Annotated in this window: 13 protein-coding genes; 6 read left to right on the top strand and 7 right to left on the bottom strand. The window is 66.2% G+C overall.

The annotated features are described in order from the left end of the window. Positions 1-153: 153 nt before the first annotated feature. Both RN01_RS08685 and RN01_RS08680 read left to right on the top strand, forming a co-directional pair. On the top strand, positions 154-1,032 hold the full coding sequence (locus RN01_RS08685) for a dimethylarginine dimethylaminohydrolase family protein (RefSeq protein WP_017512381.1): 879 nt from the start codon (positions 154-156) through the stop codon (positions 1,030-1,032). A 12-nt stretch (positions 1,033-1,044) separates the two neighbouring features. Continuing rightward, a complete protein-coding gene (locus RN01_RS08680) occupies positions 1,045-2,145 on the top strand; it encodes an ornithine cyclodeaminase (protein WP_017512380.1) in 1,101 nt (366 codons plus the stop codon). 104 nt (positions 2,146-2,249) lie between these two features. Here RN01_RS08680 and RN01_RS08675 read toward each other — a convergent pair whose 3' ends face one another. The 5 genes from RN01_RS08675 to RN01_RS08655 form a co-directional block, all read right to left on the bottom strand. Next, positions 2,250-2,849, bottom strand: coding sequence for a helix-turn-helix domain-containing protein (locus tag RN01_RS08675; RefSeq protein WP_011515447.1), 600 nt, complete (start codon positions 2,847-2,849; stop codon positions 2,250-2,252). A 482-nt stretch (positions 2,850-3,331) separates the two neighbouring features. Continuing rightward, entirely contained in the window at positions 3,332-4,708 is a 1,377-nt protein-coding gene (locus RN01_RS08670; RefSeq protein ID WP_017512378.1) for a sigma-54 dependent transcriptional regulator, read from the bottom strand. Then, on the bottom strand, positions 4,698-6,566 hold the full coding sequence (locus RN01_RS08665) for an ATP-binding protein (RefSeq protein WP_017512377.1): 1,869 nt from the start codon (positions 6,564-6,566) through the stop codon (positions 4,698-4,700). The genes RN01_RS08670 and RN01_RS08665 overlap by 11 nt, the downstream gene beginning before the upstream one ends. A gap of 242 nt (positions 6,567-6,808) precedes the next feature. Beyond that, positions 6,809-8,116 (bottom strand): dicarboxylate/amino acid:cation symporter, encoded by a 1,308-nt coding sequence (locus RN01_RS08660; RefSeq protein WP_024569017.1) that lies wholly within the window; start codon positions 8,114-8,116, stop codon positions 6,809-6,811. 293 nt (positions 8,117-8,409) lie between these two features. Continuing rightward, on the bottom strand, positions 8,410-11,775 hold the full coding sequence (locus tag RN01_RS08655; protein ID WP_024569016.1) for a diguanylate cyclase: 3,366 nt from the start codon (positions 11,773-11,775) through the stop codon (positions 8,410-8,412). Positions 11,776-12,052: 277 nt separating this feature from the next. On the opposite strand from RN01_RS08655, the gene RN01_RS08650 reads away from it, so the two are divergent. From RN01_RS08650 to RN01_RS08635, 4 genes are all read left to right on the top strand, one after another. Then, complete coding sequence (locus RN01_RS08650) at positions 12,053-12,454, top strand: nuclear transport factor 2 family protein (RefSeq protein ID WP_017514297.1); 402 nt, start codon at positions 12,053-12,055, stop codon at positions 12,452-12,454. Between the two features lie 193 nt (positions 12,455-12,647). After that, on the top strand, positions 12,648-13,526 hold the full coding sequence (locus RN01_RS08645; protein ID WP_024569015.1) for a c-type cytochrome: 879 nt from the start codon (positions 12,648-12,650) through the stop codon (positions 13,524-13,526). A gap of 163 nt (positions 13,527-13,689) precedes the next feature. After that, entirely contained in the window at positions 13,690-14,148 is a 459-nt protein-coding gene (locus RN01_RS08640; protein WP_008643561.1) for a (2Fe-2S)-binding protein, read from the top strand. 9 nt (positions 14,149-14,157) lie between these two features. Next, on the top strand, positions 14,158-16,410 hold the full coding sequence (locus RN01_RS08635) for a xanthine dehydrogenase family protein molybdopterin-binding subunit (RefSeq protein WP_017514513.1): 2,253 nt from the start codon (positions 14,158-14,160) through the stop codon (positions 16,408-16,410). Between the two features lie 88 nt (positions 16,411-16,498). On the opposite strand, the gene RN01_RS08630 is transcribed toward RN01_RS08635, so the two are convergent. Then, complete coding sequence (locus RN01_RS08630; RefSeq protein WP_017514514.1) at positions 16,499-17,299, bottom strand: anti-sigma factor; 801 nt, start codon at positions 17,297-17,299, stop codon at positions 16,499-16,501. Beyond that, positions 17,286-17,915, bottom strand: coding sequence for an RNA polymerase sigma factor (locus RN01_RS08625; protein ID WP_024569014.1), 630 nt, complete (start codon positions 17,913-17,915; stop codon positions 17,286-17,288). The genes RN01_RS08630 and RN01_RS08625 overlap by 14 nt, the downstream gene beginning before the upstream one ends. Positions 17,916-17,944: the final 29 nt, after the last annotated feature.

The raw sequence follows: 17,944 nt of genomic DNA, 5'->3' as shown, positions 1-17,944 counted from the left end.
GAGTCGGCTGTCTCGCTGGCATTTTGTGCATGGTTGCTTCGCATATCGGCTACGAAGGATAGCAATCTGGTCAGTTTGTTAGCTGTTTTTTGACGTGCGAGGGCACCAGAATTCACTCACCGAACACGAGAGTGAAATCAAGGAGCCCCCACCGTGACAGACTGCCCGACCATCCTCCTGGTAGCGCCCACCTTCTACGACGTTTCCTACAGCATCAATCCCTGGATGGACCCCGGGGCGTGGGCTCGCGACCCGCGTGGCATGCATCGGCGCGCGATGGCGTCGTTCGACGCCCTGCGGGAAGCGCTCGGCAGGGCCGGATTTCAGGTTGAAGTCATGGAAGGCGCGCCGGGTCAACCTGACATGGTGTTCCCGGCCAACGCGGCTGTCGTGCTCGATGGCAAGGCCGTGCTGGCGCGCTTTCGCTATCCGCAGCGGCGTGGCGAGGAGGCGCCGTTCGCCGCGATTTTCGAAGACCTGCGCGCGCGCGGCCTGATCGACAGCGTCGAGACGCTGCCCGAGGGTTGCTATCAGGAAGGCGCGGGCGACTGCATCTGGGATGCGTCGCGCGGCCACTTCTGGGCCGGCTTCGGACCGCGTTCCTCCCGTGAAGCCGCCGATGCGATGGCGCGCCACTTCGGTCAGGAAGTCGTGGCGCTGGAGCTTGCCACCGAACAGAGCTATCACCTCGACGTCTGCTTCTGCCCCCTGGCCGGCGGCGAAGTCCTGTACTACCCACCCGCCTTCAGTCCTGCCGCGCTGCGCGAGATTCGCGCGCGCGTTCCGGCCGCGCAGCGCATCGAGGCCACCGAGGACGACCTGCGGCATTTCAGCGTGAACGCGGTCAATCGCGGCGACACCGTCGTGATGACGCGCACCACGCCACATCTGCGTACCGAGCTGGGCAGCCGCGGCTATCGGGTGCTCGAGGTGGATCTGTCGCCGTACATGATGTCGGGCGGTGGCGCGTATTGCATGACGTTGCGTCTGGACCGCGTCAGCACGTCCGTGCGGCGTGCGGCCGCGGCATGAAAGGAGTCGAGCATGAGGCACGCACTGAAAGAAACCGGGATGACGCGATTCCTGGATGCCGGTGACGTTGCGGCGCTGGTGCGGCGCATCGGTGTCCCGGTGGCCATCATGCAGATGGCGGACTGTGTGCGGCAGGATTTCCTGCGCTGGGATGCGTTCGAGAAGTCGGCACGGCTGGCCAGCCATTCACCGCTGGGCGTGATAGAGCTGATGCCTGTCAGCGATGGTGTCCAGTTCGCGTTCAAGTACGTCAACGGACATCCGCGCAACGCGCGACACGCGCTGCCGACGGTGATGGCGTGCGGCATGCTGGCCGAAGTGGAGACCGGATTTCCGTTGCTGCTGGCCGATCTCACGCTGGCCACGGCTTTGCGCACCGCGGCGACGTCGGTGCTGGCCGCGCGTGCCATGGCGCGGCCCGGCGCGCGGACCATGGCGTTGATCGGCAACGGCGCCCAGGCCGAATTCCAGTCGCTGGCCTTCCATGCAGGTCTCGGTATCGAAACAGTGCGCGCCTTTGACATCGACGCGCATGCCACCGCACGGCTGATGCGCAACCTCGCGGCAGTGCCGGGGCTGAGCATCGTGCCGACACGTTCGGTGCGAGAGGCGCTCGACGGTGCCGATATCGTCACCACGGTAACGGCGGACAAGACCCGCGCAACGATTCTGACACCGGACATGATCCGGCCGGGGATGCATCTCAATGCCGTGGGTGGTGATTGCCCGGGCAAAACCGAGCTGCACGTCGACATCCTGCATCGCGCGCGGATCATGGTGGAGTACGCGCCGCAGTCGCGTATCGAAGGAGAAATCCAGCAGTGGCCGGAGGCGCCGGTCAGTGAGCTGTGGCAAGTGTTGTCGGGCGCGGTGCCGGGGCGTGTCAGTGCGGATGACGTGACGATCTTCGATTCCGTTGGGTTCGCGCTGGAAGACTACTCGGCGTTACGTTGGCTCCATGCGGCGGCCATCGCGCATCACGCAGGCCAGTTCATCGAGCTCGTGGCATTGCCGCCAGATCCGCGTGATCTCTACGGATGGATGATGAAGCCGGATATCGCCATGCCCGGTGCGATGAGCGATGTTCTCGGGAAGGCAGTCGCCCTGGCCTGAGGCATCGTTGACACCAGGCGCATGGCGTGACAATTGGCGCGCCCCCAATGGCACAACGGCCCGGACTTGCGTCCGGGCCGTTGTCGTATCGGGAATCAGGCGGGTCAGGCGCCCACGCGTCCCATCATCAGTTGGGCGCGCAGAAATCCCTTGATCTCTTCCAGCGACGGTGTCTTGAGGAACACCATGATGCCCCATTGCTGGAGCGCGTCAGCCACGCCGTCGTAGGCCTGGCGGTTCGTGATTACCGCGAAGACCACGTGCTGGCGCGAGAAGAAATTCTGCAGCTTCTCGATCGTCGCCGATTGCGCGTCATTGAGTTCTTCAACGTAGTAAAGCACCACGCGCGGACGTGAATCAACCGATGTGATCACCGTGTCCACTACGTCCTCGAGCACCTGGCTTTTGAGCGGCAACGACCATTTGCCAAGCTGCGCGCTGATGCGCTGTGCTTCCACATGGTTCGGATGGAAGACCAGCAGATCGAGATCGTGCTCCATCGCCGCGTCGGGCGCGGACCGGCTGGCGAGCAACCGGTGCACCGTTTCCTTGTGGATACGGCGGTGGCCGCCGTTGGTTTTCCAGGCGCCAAGCTCACCCCGTTCGACCATCTTCTGGACGGTGCCCAACGAGACGTTCAGGAGTTTTGCTGCGGTGCGCGTGCTGTAGTATGGCTTTTCGGCCAGTTCTGGATCCAGTTTCATCCAATCACCCGTAGTATCGATCAGCAGCTCGGCGCGCAACGCGCACGCCGTGGCGCCTTCGGACACGCCACGCCGGTTTAATACCGGGCTGTCGAATTTTTACTGACCCTGATGCGTGCGACCCGCTCCCCGGCTGGTCTTTGTTGCTTTTGCATTTGCTACCTGACATGCCACGGCAACAGGATGCCGTGCACGTTTTCGGTGCCTGCAGTCTTGCGCTGCTTGGTACCTGACTACACCATCAAATCGCATCTCTGCGAAAACGTCACTAGTATGGCCCCTTGATACGCACTCGTCACAGCCTGAGTCATGACTGGGGTCACACTTTTGTCGTTTAACGTACGCTGCGCGGATCGCGTGGACAGGTGAGTGCAATGATCATGTTGCGATATGTATCAGACGTTCTTCACATGACGATTGCAGAGACTCCCCGCGTGGCCACCAGTTCCCATCAAGATGGCATTTTGTAAATTGCCACATTCTCATGACGAAAGTCCGTACTTGCGGACCTTGTCGAAAAGAGTGGTCTTGGCAATACCGAGCGACTCGCCGGCGCGTGTCAGATTGCCATCATGGCGGCGCAGTGCGTCTGCTATCAGTGCACGTTCGAACTGTTCTACCGCCTGCGCCAGCGGCAAGGCCGCAGGTGGCGCCATATCGTGTCCGCCTTCGCCTGGCCGGCATCCCAGCCCCAGCACATGGCGCTCGGCGAGGTTGCGCAATTCGCGCACGTTGCCGGGCCACGGGTAGGCCATCAATCCGGCCATCTCGGCTGGCGTGGGCGGAATCGCCTCGCGTTCGAATCGCAGCGCGGCCTGCGCGACGAAGTGCTCGAACAGCAGCGGGATGTCTTCCCGGCGCTCTCGCAACGGCGGAAGCTCCAGCGTGACGACATTGAGACGGTAATAGAGATCGGCGCGGAACTGGCCCATGTCGGCTGCCGCGCGCAGATCGGCCTTGGTGGCCGCCACCACGCGCGCGTTGACCTGCACCGCCTGATTCGAGCCCAGCCGCTCCACCACGCGCTCCTGCAACACGCGCAGCAGCTTGATCTGCATCTGCATCGGCATGCTCTCGATTTCGTCGAGAAACAGTGTGCCGCCTTCAGCGTGTTCGATCTTGCCAATGCGGCGTTTGGCCGCACCCGTGAACGCGCCGGCTTCATGGCCGAAGATCTCGGATTCAAACAGTTGCTCGGGCAGCCCGCCGCAATTGATCGGCACGAAATGCCGCGCCCGGCGCGCGCTGGCTTCGTGCAGGCAGCGTGCCACCAGTTCCTTGCCGGTGCCGGTCTCACCATGAATCAGCACGCTCGCGGTGGTGTTGCCGAGGCCGGTGATCATCTGGCGCAGGCGCTCGATGGCGGGCGAATGACCGATCAGGCGCGCGGAGAGCGATTCCTGCCCCGCCAGCCGGGCGCGCAGGTCTGCCACCTCGAGCGCCAGGCGACGCTTCTCCAGCGCGCGCCGGCAGGTGGCCACGAGCCGTTCTGGCGAGAACGGCTTCTCAATGAAATCGTAGGCGCCCTGTTTCATGGCTTGCACGGCCAGCGTGATATCGCCGTGGCCGGTGATCATGATGACGGGCAGTGCGGCATCGCGCGATGCGAGTTCGCGCAACAGCGCCATGCCGTCCGATCCCGGCAGGTTGATATCGCTGACGACGATGCCCGGGTAGCCGGCATCGACCTCACGCAGCGCGGCTTCGGCGCTGCCGACCGCGCGTGTGGCAAGGCCTTCGAGGCGCAGCGCCTGTTCGCAGCCGAGCCGCACGTCGGCGTCGTCCTCGACGATGAGCACGGTCAGCACGGGGCTCGTTGCCTCGGCGTCCAGGGGCGCTTCGATTGGGTTAGCCGACATGGCGAAGTGTCTCGCGCGCCTGCGGCAGTGCCAGCGTGAAGCAGGCGCCGCCATCGGGGTGATTGATCGCGCTCAGGTTGCCGCCGTTCTCGTTGAGGATGCCGGCCGACAGGGTGAGCCCAAGGCCGAGCCCTTCGCCCGCGGGTTTGGTAGTGAAGAACGGTTCGAACAGCTTCGCGAACGCGGCTTCGGAGAGGCCGGGGCCGTTGTCCCGCACCGTCAGATGCACCATGCCGCCGTTTTCGCCGGTTTCGTAGGCGTGCAACGACAGCAGGGGATCGGGGCGGTCGCGCAGCGCGTCGAGCGCATTGCCGATCAGGTTGACCAGCACCTGTTCGAGGCGGTTCGGATCGCAGGCCACGGCCAGGCGCGCGTCGATCTGGCGCTCGATGCGCGGCGCCACGGCCGCCACACGCGTTTCCAGCAGGAACAGCGCGTTTTCAACCGCGTCGCCCAGATACGCCACGCTGCGCTGGCTGGCCGATGGGTTGCGGGCGAACGACTTGAGCGCGCCCGTGATGCGACCCATCCGTTCCACCAGTCCGACGATCTTGTCCAGGTTGTGCTGCACCGTCGCGTAGTCGCCGCGTTCCAGAAACTTGCCCGTGTTGCCGGACAGCGTGCGCAGCGCGGTCAGGGGCTGGTTCAGTTCGTGCGCGATGCCGGCCGACATCTGGCCTACGGCGGCGAGCTTGCCGGCCTGCATCAGGCCGTCCTGGGCCTGGCGCAACACTGTTTCGGTGCGGATCCGTTCGGCCACTTCGGCATGAAGCTGCTGGTTGGTGGAGGACAGATCGGCGGTGCGCTCGGCCACCTTGCGCTCGAGTTCGCTGTTGGCCGCTTCCAGCGCGGCGCGCGCGGCCAGCCGTTCGCTGATGATGCGACGCCGCACGTTCCAGGCGGCGGCCAGCAGCAACACGAAGGCCGACAGCACGCCGGCCAGCGCGGCGCTGTTGAGCGCGGCCACGCGTGCCTGGGAGGTGTTGGTGAGCAGGGTGAGATTCCAGTCCGTGCCGGCCAGCGCCAGATGCTGGGCCAGCATTGGCGGGCCCTGGCGCAGACGCATCAGCGCGTCGCCGCCCTCGGCCGGGCCGCTGCCGAGCGCGCGGACCTTGGACAGTTCCAGTTGCGGCAACGGCGCGCGGTTGTACTGCAGGCTGCGGTCCAGCTTCGCGCGTTGGTCGGCGGAGAGCGGCCGCATGGCGGCCAGCTTCCATGATGGATCGGAGGCCAGGATCACGACGCCATTCTCGTCGGTCAGCAGCATCTGGCTGTCGTTGCCCTGCCAGCGGTTCTCCAGCGGTTCGAGGCCGATCTTGACCACGGCCACACCCTGAGGCCGGTCACGGTCGCCGAGCGGTGCGGACAGGTAGTAGCCGGATTCGCTGCGCGTGGTGCCCACGCCGTAGAAGCGCCCGAGCTGGCCGTCGATGGCCGTGCGGAAATAGGGGCGGAAGCTCAGGTCTTCGCCCAGGTAGCTGTCGGGGCGCTGGTAGTTGCTAGTTGCCAGCACCTTGCCGCGGGCGTCGAGCACATAGACGACGCGCGTGCCAGCGCGGATGTTCAGCGACGCCAGATAGGCATTGGCCTGCGCCACGCGCGCGGGGTCGCCCGGCTCGCGCAGCAGCCCGTCGATCCGCGCGTCCAGCGACAGCAGGCTCGGCACGTAGTCGTAGCGCGCCAGCTCGCTTTCCAGCGCCTGGGCGTAGAGCCGCAACTGCACCTGGCCGCGCTCGGCCTGGCGGGCCAGCGCGGTGTCGTACGTATAGCGATAGCCGAGCCACCCGGCCAGCGTGACCAGGGCGGCCAGCGCGAGCAGGGCGACGAACGGCGCGACGCGACGCCATGGCGAGGGCATACCGCCGCCCTCGGACTGGCCGGGAACGGGGATGGATTCAAGGGGGGCAATCATGCGGAATCGGTGATACGGGCGCCAATGAGTGCTGTATAGGGCATTTATCGAATGCTTTCACGCATTCGGGTGATGCGAGCCATCGGCAAGGCGACGTTTTACCACACCCGGCGCTACAGCCGCCAAAAAGCAAAAAGGCCCGGTTACCTGATCGGTAACCGGGCCCTGGCACGCCTGGGAGCAATGTCTTACTTGCTCGCCAGGACCTGAGCGGGTGTCAGGCCGGTATTGCTGTCCTCGGAGGTGTCTGCCTCCTCGGAGAGTTCCGGCGCGCCGATCGCGCCTTCGCTTTTGGCGACGACGGTCGTGGCAATGGCATTGCCAAGCACATTGGTCACGGTCCGGCCCATATCGAGGATATGGTCGATACCGAGGACGAGCAGGATGCCGGCTTCGGGCAGGCCGAACATCGGCAGAACGGCGGCTACCACCACCAGCGAGGCGCGCGGCACGCCGGCGATGCCCTTGCTGGTGACCAGCAGCACCAGCAGCATGGTGATCTGCTGGGTCAGCGAAAGCTGGATCCCGTACACCTGCGCCACGAACAGGGCGGCAAAGGAGGTGTACATGATCGAGCCGTCAAGGTTGAACGAGTAGCCCAGCGGCAGCACGAAGTTCGTGATGCGCGGCTTGACGCCGAAGCGCGTCAGCTGGTCGATCACCTTCGGGTAGGCCGATTCGCTGCTGGCCGTGGCGAAGCCGATCATCAGCGGCGTGCGCAGCGTGCGCATCAGGCGGAAGACGTCGCGACCCAGGAAGAAGTAGCCACCCGCGATCAGTGCCAGCCACAGCAGTGCCAGCGCCGCGTACACGCTGCCCAGCAGCTTGGCGTAGACCACCAGCACGCCCAGGCCCTGCGCCGAGATCACGGCGGAGACGGCGCCGAACACGCCCAGCGGCGCGAAGGCCATCACGTAGTTGGTGACCTTGAGCATGATGTGGCCCAGGCCATCGATACCGGCCAGCACGGGCTTGCCCACGCCGTCCTTGAGGGTACCCAGCGCGAAGCCGAAGAACAGCGAAAACACCACGATCTGCAGCACTTCGTTGGTGGCCATCGCCTCCACGAAGCTCTTCGGGAACATGTGGGCGATGAAGTCGCGCAGGTTCAGCGCGCCGGTCTTCAGGTTCGACGCGGCGTCGGCGGCCGGCAGCGGCAGGTTCATGCCGTGGCCCGGGGCCAGCAGGTTGGCCATCAGCAGGCCCAGCAGCAGCGACGTGATCGACGCGGCCATGAACCAGGCCATCGCCTTCAGGCCGATGCGGCCGACGGTCTTGCCGTCGCCCATGCTGGCAATGCCGGAAACCAGTGTGGCGAACACCAGCGGGCCGATGATCATCTTGATCATCCGCAGGAACACGTCGGTCAGGATCGACAGGTGATCGGCGATCGACTTCGCGGTTGCGGCGTCCGGCGACATGTTGTGCACGGCAGCGCCGACGAGCACGCCTAGCAGCATCGCGATGAAGATCAGGGTTGGCAGTCGTTTTGTCATCGTGGGTACATCCTCCTTTGTACTGTGGCGGCCCGCGTGTTTCCTCTTGGGGATGGCGCGGCCGCGCTTGTGTGCCCTACGGCGGCGCCTAAATCGCACGAGCCGTGCCAGCCCGGTTGCATCTGGATACAGATGTAAGTGGATGAATACAAAGGGATTTTCTGAGTGATGCGTACGCGCCGTTCGGAAATCCGGATGCGGAAGCAAAAACGCCGTTCGGATTTCCGAACGGCGCAAGGGGAGGGGAAGTGCCGGGAGTGCCGCAGAGGGCACCCGGGGGAGATGCAGGCTCGTCAGGTGTCTGCGTTCTCGCAGATCTCCAGGAAAATCTCTATCGGCATGGGGCGGCCGATAGCGTAGCCCTGTGCGTAGTCGACGCCAATCGCGCGCAGCACGCGCAGCGTGGCTTCGTCCTCGACCCATTCGGCCACCGTGCGCACGCCGAGCCGGTGGCCGATGTCGTTGATCGAGCTGACGATCTCGCGATCCACCACGTTGTCGGCCAGGTTGCGGATGAAGCTGCCGTCGATCTTCAGGTAGTCCACCGGGAACTGCTTCAGGTACGCGAACGACGACAGCCCCGAGCCGAAGTCGTCCAGCGCCACGGTGCAGCCCGCGTGGCGCATCTCCTTCAGCAGGCGGCTGGCGGCGGTCATGTTGTGGATCAGCGCGGTTTCGGTGATCTCCAGCAGCAGGCGCTCCGCGGGCAGCATCGAATCTTCCAGCGTGGTGTGCAGGAATGGCAGCAGGAACGGTTCACCGAGCGAGTTGGCGGACAGGTTGATCGACACCACCAGATCCGCCACCCGCGCCAGCCGTTCGCCGAACTGGTGGAGCACGTTGCGGATCACCCAGCGGTCGACATGGCCCATCAGGTCGTAGCGTTCGGCTGCGGGGATGAACGCGCCCGGCATGATCAGCGTGCCCTGTTCATCGACCATCCGCACCAGCACTTCCACGTGGCGAGCGTGCTCGGTCTCGGGCTGCAGCGGTTGGATTTCCTGCACGTACAGGCGGAAGCGGTTGGCCTCCAGCGCCGAGTGAATGCCCGCCGCCACCTCGAGTTCGCGGTGGTGGCGCCTGGCATCGCTTTCGTCGCGGCGATAGACCGATACGCGGTTGCGGCCGGCTGCCTTGGCGGCGTAGCAGGCCACGTCGGCACGGCTCATCAATTCGCTGACCGGCGGCGCGTCGGCGTCGATCGCCGCAATGCCGATACTGGCGCCCACGTCATAGACGCGCCCTTCCCACGGAAAGCGGCGCTCGCGGATCGCGTTGATGACCTTCTGGCAGACCTGTTCGGCGTGGTCGATGCTGCAATCCTTGAGCAGCAGCGCGAACTCGTCGCCCCCCAGGCGCGCCAGCAGGTCGTCGGGGCGTACATGGTGGCGGATTACGTAGCCAAGCTCGCGCAGCAGCACGTCCCCGGCCCCGTGGCCAGCGGTGTCGTTGACGATCTTGAAGCGGTCCAGATCGATGAAGCAGAGCGCGGTGCGGTGTCCGTGCAGGCGCGCCTGCTCGCACGCCTCGCGCAGGCGCTTTTCGAACCAGGCCCGGTTGGGCAGCCCGGTCAGGGCGTCGTGGGTGGCCGAGTGGGCCAGTTCGCGCTGCATCGCGCGCGACGAGGTGATGTCCTGGAACACGAGCACCGCGCCCAGCACGGCGCCATCGTTGGTCAGCACCGGCGCGGCGGAGTCCTGCACATCGTGCCGCTCGCCGGTCAGGCTCTGCAGCACCGCGCCTTCCTGCAGGTAGGCGGGGCGCAGCGTTTCCAGGCATTGCTCGACCGGGCTCGGGATCGTGAGTCCGGTGATCTCGTCGACGATGCGGAACACCTGATCGAGTGGCTGGCCCATCGCGGCATCCAGACTCCAGCCCGTAAGCTGTTCGGCGATCGGGTTCATGAACGTGACGCGCATCACGCGGTCCGTGCAGATCACGGCGTCGCCGATCGAGCGCAGCGTGATCTGCAGCCGTTCCTTTTCCTCGAACAGCGCGCGTGTCAGCGTGCGTTGCTCGGTGATGTCCCAGTTCGTGCCGACCAGCGAGTGGGCGGTGCCGTCCTCGTGGCGCGAGATCATGGCCATGGCGCGCACATGCCGGGTCTCGCCGGCGGGGCGAACGATGCGGTATTCGGTATCGAACCGGCGCGCGCCGCGGATGGCCTGGCGCATCTCCGAACTGACGCGGCTGACATCCTCGGGATGGATCTTCGCGATCCACTCGGCCAGCGAAGGCGGCCCGAGTTCCATATCCGCACCATGCAGCGCATGCATGCGGGCGTCCCACGTGATGGCCGCCGTGTTGAAGTCCCATTCCCAGATGCCGACGCCACCGGCCTCGACGGCGAGCTGTGTGCGGCGGGTCTGCGCCTCAAGCTGTTCCTGGGCCAGCTTGCGCGTGTGAATGTCCTCGATCTGGGCGATGAAATGCCGGGGCTCGCCCGAGTGCTCGTCGCGCACCAGCGAGACCGCCAGCAGCGCCCACAGGTAGTGGCCTTGCTTGTGCCGGTAACGTTTCTCGAGCCGGTATGCGTCGATCTCGCCCGCCAGCAGCCGGTCGAGCTGGCTCAGGTCGGCGGCGAGGTCCTCGGGGTGGGTCATGACCTGGAACGGCAGGTCGCGCAGTTCCTCGGCGCTGTAGCCGAGCAGGTCCACCATCGCGCGATTGACCAGTTGCCACTTGCCATCGAGCCCGACCAATGCCATGCCAATGGCCGAATGTTCGAGCGCCTGCCGGAAGCGGCGTTCGCTACTGCGCAGCTCGGCCCGGCCATTGCGGTTCTGCTCGGTCATGAACGCGATGCAGATCGGGAAGACCAGGATCAGCGCGCCTGACAGCGGCGTGGCGCGCGAGGCCAGGAACTGCATGCCGCCCAGGTGCGCGATGCCCTCCAGAGCCAGCGCCGACACCAGCGTCAGCAGCGCCGTGGCGAACGGATTGCTGGCCAGCGCCACAATGACCAACGGCAGCGACATCACGACGAACGGCTCATGGCCGGCCACGATCGCGCCCGTGCCGATCGCCATGCACAGCACGAACAGTGCAATCAGGCGGAGCAGCATCGGGCGGCGGAGCGCAGCCTGCACGCGCTCGCGCGAGATCGACACCATAAGCGGCAGCAGCATCACCATGCCGATGGCGCCGGCGTTCCACCACGCCCACCACACGCGCGGGAACTGGGTGCCGTATGCGGTGGCCAGCACGGCGGCGCCGGGCACGCCGCTGATGGCCGGCCCGAGCGTGGCCGCCACGCCGATCTTGAGCGCGAAGGTGGCCAGCGGGCCGGTGCGTGCGAGGGTGCCACTGCCGGACATCAGCCGCAGCAGCATGGCCATGCCGCCGATCTCGAGCAGGTTCGCCCCGGCCAGCAGCAGCGCCACGCCAGCCGTGTGGTCGGCCAGCAGGTTGGCGACGACGTCCGCTGCCAGCATCGACGCGAGCAGTGCTGGCGTCTCCTGTCGGGGGCGGTGCAGCAGCAGGCCCAGCCCGAAGGCGTTGCCCATCCACAGCATGGCGCCGGTGCCGGGCTGCCGGCCCAGCCAGATCCCCGCTGTCGCCAGCGCGAAGTAGCCCACGGCGGCCAGCAGCAGGCCCCAGCGGGCAGCCGGCACAGGTATTGGGAGGGTGGAACGGGTCGCGGCCGTCTCAGGCGTCATCTTTCTCGCTATCCGGGGGCGCAGGCGCCGGGCATTGCCGGTATGGGTGCGATGGTCGGACCCTGCCCAGCGTATGGCGCACTTTATTCCCGCCGGGTGGAATCCAAGCGGAAATAAAGAGGGTTTGCCGAGGCTTTGTTTGGGGTGGCGTCCGCGGCGGAAGTTTGGTATGGGCGCGAATTGCGGCGATTACCTCATGCGTAATCGCATCGCTTCGGGCGGGCGACGATCATGCAGACATACCGCATCACAACCCGCAGACATCAAGGAGCGCAACATGACCGAAATCGCCGCCAACATCGCCAACGTCGCCCTGACCGATCTGGCTGACCGCTATCTCGCCGCCTGGAACGAAACCGACGCAGCCCGTCGCCGCGACCTGATTGGCCGCGCCTGGACCGAGTCGGCGATCTACGTCGATCCGCTGATGCGCGGCGAGGGCCATGCGGGCATCGAAGCGATGATCGCCGGAGTGCAAGCCCGCTTCCCCGGCTTCCAGTTCCGCCGCGTCACGCCGGTGGACGCGCATGGCGAGCACCTGCGCTTCACTTGGGAACTGGGCCCAGCCGGCGAAGCCGCGCTGGTGGTCGGCACCGACTTCGCGACGGTTTCGGCCGACGGGCGGTTCAAGGGCATGACCGGCTTCATCGACCGGGCGCCGGCCGGGCTGGCCGGGTGAGCAGGCGGGGTGAGCGAGCCTCCCCGCTGACGCGGTCCCCTCTTCCATCTTTCCCATCTTTTCCATCATTGGAAGAGGGGAGCAACTTCCCCCCCCCACTCGCCACCGTCCCGCTTCGTCTGTACCATCCCGCACGGAACATCCGGCACGCAGCCGCTCCAATCAGCCCGGCGGCTTCAGAGGGGGGGTACCGATGGACGTCAAACGTTTCTACCGGATTGCCAGTTCGGCGGCGGTCGCATTCATCGTATTCGTGGTGATCGCGGTGGGCAGCACGTACTGGTGGGGCGGGCGCAAGCTCGTGCGCAAGATCGACGTGGCCGTGCAGCCGGTGGCCTTCCCGACGGATGCCGGGGCGGTCGACCACGGCAAGTATCTCTACGAATCGCGCGGATGCATGGATTGCCACGGTGCCAACGGCGCGGGCAAACAGGTGTTTGACGAAGCCAATGGCCTGCGCGTGCGTGCCCCCGACATCACGCGGGGCAACCCCGACATCGACAAATATCAGCCACGTGACTGGGATCTGGCGATCCGTCACGGCGTGGCGCCTTCCGGGCGTCCGCTGCTGATCATGCCGAGCGAGGACTACAACCGGCTTTCCGATAACGACTTTGGAGCGCTCGTTGCCTACGTCCGCAGCCTTCCTGCCGGGGGCGGTCAGCCGGCCGAGATCCATCTGCCGTGGTTCATCCAGGGCCTGTACGGCGCAGGGGTGGTCAAGGATGCGGCCGAGAAGATCGACCATAGCCTGCCGCCGTCGCCACCGATCGCGGCTGCCTTGAATGCGCAGTACGGTGCCTACGTCGCCAATTCCTGCAAGGGATGCCACGGCGCCACGCTGCGTGGTGGCAACATTCCCGGGGCGCCGCCCGACTGGCCGGCCGCCGCCGACCTGCGCCCGTCCGGCGCGATGAAGACGTATCCGCAGGCGGAACAGTTCGTCGCCATGATGCGCAGCGGCAAACGGCCCGATGGCAGCGAGGTGAGCCGCGTGATGCCGTTCGGCGCGTTCGCGAAGATGAACGATACCGATCTCAATGCGCTGTATCTGTTCCTCGCCGGGAAATAATCCCGCTTTCGGTGCGCGCTGCCCAATGTGAGCGGCGCTGCGCAAGTTTTTTCCGTTTGCACTATGCTCCTCGGGTCTGCCGGTCTGGCCAGCCCCTCGTGTCGCCAGGCCCGGCGGTAGATCGAACAACCGACTGGGCAATGCACCCAAGGAGTTTCCCCCGATGACTTCCCTCACCATCAACGGCAAGACCGTGGAGGTGGACGCCGATCCGTCCACGCCACTGCTGTGGGCCCTGCGCGACAACCTCGGCATGACTGGCACCAAGTTCGGCTGCGGCATGGCCTCGTGCGGCGCCTGCACGGTCCATATCAACGGCACGGCCACGCGTAGCTGCGTGATGCCGATTTCCGGCACCGCTGGCAGCAAGATCACGACGATCGAGGCGATGGGCGACGACAAGGTCGGTCGCGCAGTGCTGGCCGCCTGGCTCAAGCACGACGTCGCGCAATGCGGCTACTGCCAGAACGGCCAGGTCATGAGCGCGGTGGGTCTGCTGCGCAGCAAGCCACGGCCGACTGACGCCGACATCGACCAGGCCATGGCCGGCAACGTCTGCCGCTGTGGCACCTATCAACGGATTCGCGCGGCCATCAAGGACGCAGCGCACGCCATCGCCTGAGGAGCCAACATGCGAATTCGTGGGATTGAAGCACTGGCCGGCGGCAGCGGCGAAGCAGTGAAAACTGGCGAGGCCGTGGCGCCGCTGACGCGCCGTGGCTTCCTCAAACTGACCGGCATGGCCGGTGGCGGGCTGGCGCTCGGCATCGGTAGCGTCGTGGAATCGGCCCATGCGCAGGGTGCGGCCAAGCCGGCTTCCTCGCCGCAGGCCTTTCTGCAGATCGCGCCGGACAACACGGTGACGGTTGCCGTGAACCGGCTCGAATTCGGCCAGGGCGTGCACACCGCGCTGCCGATGGCGCTGGCCGAGGAACTCGACGTCGACTGGAAGAACGTGCGCGCCATCCTGGCGCCGGCAGGCGATCCGTACAAGGACCCGATGTTCGGCATCCAGATGACCGGCGGCTCCACGGCGGTCAATCATTCGTTCGAACAGTACCGCGAGCTGGGCGCGCGGGCGCGCGCGATGCTGATCGCCGCGGCGGCCCAGCAGTGGAAGGTGGACCCGGCAAGCTGCGCGACGTCGCTCGGCGTGGTGACTTCGGGCGCCAACCGCGCCACGTATGGCGAACTGGCGCAGGCCGCCATGGCGCAGCCGGTGCCGGCGCAGGTCAAGCTCAAGGACCCGGCGCAGTTCCGCATCGTCGGCAAGCCGACGCCGCGCCTGGATGCCGCTTCCAAGCTGCATGGCGATGGCGTGTTCGGCCTGGACGTGAAGCTCAAGGATATGAAGGTGGCCGTGGTGGCCCATCCGCCGCGCTTCGGTGGCAAGGTCAAGTCGTTCAATGCGGACAAGGCGCGCAAGATCAAGGGCGTGGCCGATGTCTTCCTGGTGCCCGTCGATCGTGGTGGCACCGGCGTGGCGGTGGTAGCCGACGGCTACTGGCCGGCCAAGACCGCGCGCGAGGCACTGGAAATCGTCTGGGAAGACGCAGGCTCGAAGGTCAGTTCGGCGGCGCTGTTCGACGAGTACAGCAAGCTGGCCGCGCAGCCGGGCACCGTGGCCAGGGCGCTGGAAGGCGGCAACATCGATACGGCGCTGTCCGGTGCCGCGAAGGTGATCGAGGCCGAGTACCGCGTGCCGTACCTGGCCCATGCGCCGATGGAACCGTTGAACTGCACGATGCAGGCCGAGATCGCCGCGAACAAGGCCACGGCCGTCAAGGTGTGGGTGGGCTCGCAGTTCCAGACCATCGACCAGGCCGCGATCGCGCGCACGCTGGGGCTCACGCCGGACAAGGTCACGCTCAATACGATGATGGCGGGCGGCGGCTTCGGACGCCGTGCCGTACCGACTTCCGACTATCTGGTGGAGTCGGCCAACGTGATGCGTAGCTGGATCGCAGCTGGCCACACCGAACCGCTCAAGGTGATGTGGAGCCGTGAGGACGACATCAAGGGTGGCTACTACCGTCCGCTGCACGTGCACCGCGCGCGCGTCGGCGTGGACGCGCAAGGCAAGGTGGTGGGCTGGCAGCATACGATCGTCGGCCAGTCGATCATCACCGGCACGCCGTTCGAGCCGATGATGGTCAAGAACGGCGTCGATGCGACCATGGTCGAGGGCATCATCGAGAACGACTACGGCCTGCCGCTGCAGCTGAACGTGCATCACCCGAAGACCGACGTGCCCGTACTCTGGTGGCGCTCCGTGGGCAACACGCACACGGCGTTCGTCAAGGAAACGCTGGCCGACGAGATGGCCACTGCCGCCAAGCAGGACCCCGTGGCATGGCGCATGGCGCGGCTCGACGAGAAGGCGCACGCTCGTCATCGCGCGGCGCTCCAGCTTGCCGTGGACAAGTCGGGCTACGGCAAGAAGAAGTTGCCCAAGGGACACGCCTGGGGCGTGGCCGTGCATGAATCGTTCGGCTCGGTGGTGGCGTACGTGGTTGACGTGTCGATCGAGAAGGGCCAGCCGAAGGTGCACCGCGTCACGGCGGGTGTGCATGCCAACCGCGTGGTCAATCCGCTGACCGCGGAAGCCCAGGTCCAGGGCGGCTGCGTGTTCGGCATTTCGATGACCAAGCCCGGGTTTGCGATCGAGATCGAGAACGGCGTGGTGAAGAACAGCAACTTCCCCGACTATCCGCCCCCCCGCATTACTGATGCGCCAGTGGTGGACGTGTTCTTCGTGCCGTCGAACGACAACCCGACCGGGCTCGGCGAGCCGGGCGTTCCGGCGATCTCGCCGGCGATCGCCAACGCGCTGTTCCGGCTGACGGGCAAGCGTCAGCGTCAGATGCCGTTTGTGCTGACCTGAACGTTTGCGCGTTTGCGTCAAGGTGGGTTTGCTCCCCCGCTCCCACAAATGGGGGCGGGGGAGCACAACACGAGCAATCCCACGGCACCTAGCGTTCCACTCCCCCTTCCGCATTCCTCCACGCCTGCACGAACGCGCGCAGGTCGCCGGCCGAGGCATCGGTCACGGCCCAGTAGCGCATGCCGTGCGCGCTCCAGGTTTCGATCTGGTAGCCCTGGCGTTCCCGTTCCCCCAGTGACCCCGAGTTGTTGCCCGGTATGACGAACACGTCGATCGGATGCTGGTTGCGCCGGTAGACGATGACCGCCACACGCTGACCATCGACGTAGTCGAGCCGTCCGCCTACCAGCGGAAATCCTGCCGCGCCCAGGTCGCGCACGTCGGGCGCGTAGTCGATGCGGCCGTTGAACCAGGGTTTGACGGTGTGCTGGTCCGACGACACGACGTCGATCGCGCGATTCGAGATCAGGCCGCGCACGTGGCTGGCGACGATCGCGTTCGCGGTCAGGTCACCCTCCGACGGCTGCTGATTGAACTGGAACAGGCTCAGTCCCACGGCCGCAGCCGTGATCGTGGCCAGTGCGGCGTTGGCGGCGGGCGACCATGTGAACCAACTGCGCCAGCCCGCGGGCTCGGCAGCGCCAGAGTCGGCAAATCCGGGCTCGGCGGGGGCGGGTAGCGATGCCAGGATGCGCGCGCGCAGATCGGCTGGCGCGCGATGGTAGGCCGCGCCATGGCGGGTGGCCGCGCGAAGCGCCTGCAGGTTGCGCAGGCTGTCGACGCAAGACTCGCAATCTTCGAGGTGGCGTTCCAGACGCACGCTGTCGGCCGCGCCGGCTTCGCCATCGGCGCAGGCCTGCAGTAGGTTGCGGGCGTCATTGCAGTCCATGGCGGGTGCCTCCTGCGGGTTGAACGATATCGGCCGGGGCGTTGGCGGTGCCGGGGGCGTCGGGATGGGCCAGCCGTACCGCGCCTTCGTCGCGCAAGGCCACGACCGCGGCGGCCAGCATTCGCCTGCCACGTGCCAGCCGCGACATCACGGTGCCGACCGGAATATCGGCGATGCGTGCGATGTCGCGGTAATGCAGTTCCTCCAGTTCGCGCAGCACCAGTACCTCCCGAAACACGACCGGCAGTCGCTCCAGCGCGGCATGCACCAGTCGCACATCCTCCTCGCGCACCAGCCACTGTTCCGGGTCGCCGGGCCCGCCATGCCAGTCGGGCAGCTCACCCGGCGGCGCGGCTTCGTCGTACTCCACCTCGGCCGCCGCCTTGCGCTTCTGCCACGTGGTGAACCACGTGTTGCGCACGATGGCCAGCAGCCAGGGCCGGGGCTGGTCGCCGCGGAAGCTGCCGAACAGCCGGAACGCGCGCAGGAATGCTTCCTGCACCACGTCATCGGCATCGCCCGGATTGCCGCATAACCAGCGGGCGAGGTTGTAGGCGGCGTCCAGATGCGGCAGCACCAGGTCGTCGAAGCGGCGGCGCGTGTTGGCGGCGTCCAAGTCAGTCCTTGCGTGTCGGCTGGTCGAAA

It is taken from the genome of Cupriavidus sp. SHE (assembly GCF_000812445.1).
GTDB classification, from domain to species: domain Bacteria; phylum Pseudomonadota; class Gammaproteobacteria; order Burkholderiales; family Burkholderiaceae; genus Cupriavidus; species Cupriavidus metallidurans.
This window is presented reverse-complemented; position numbering and strand designations above follow the sequence as displayed.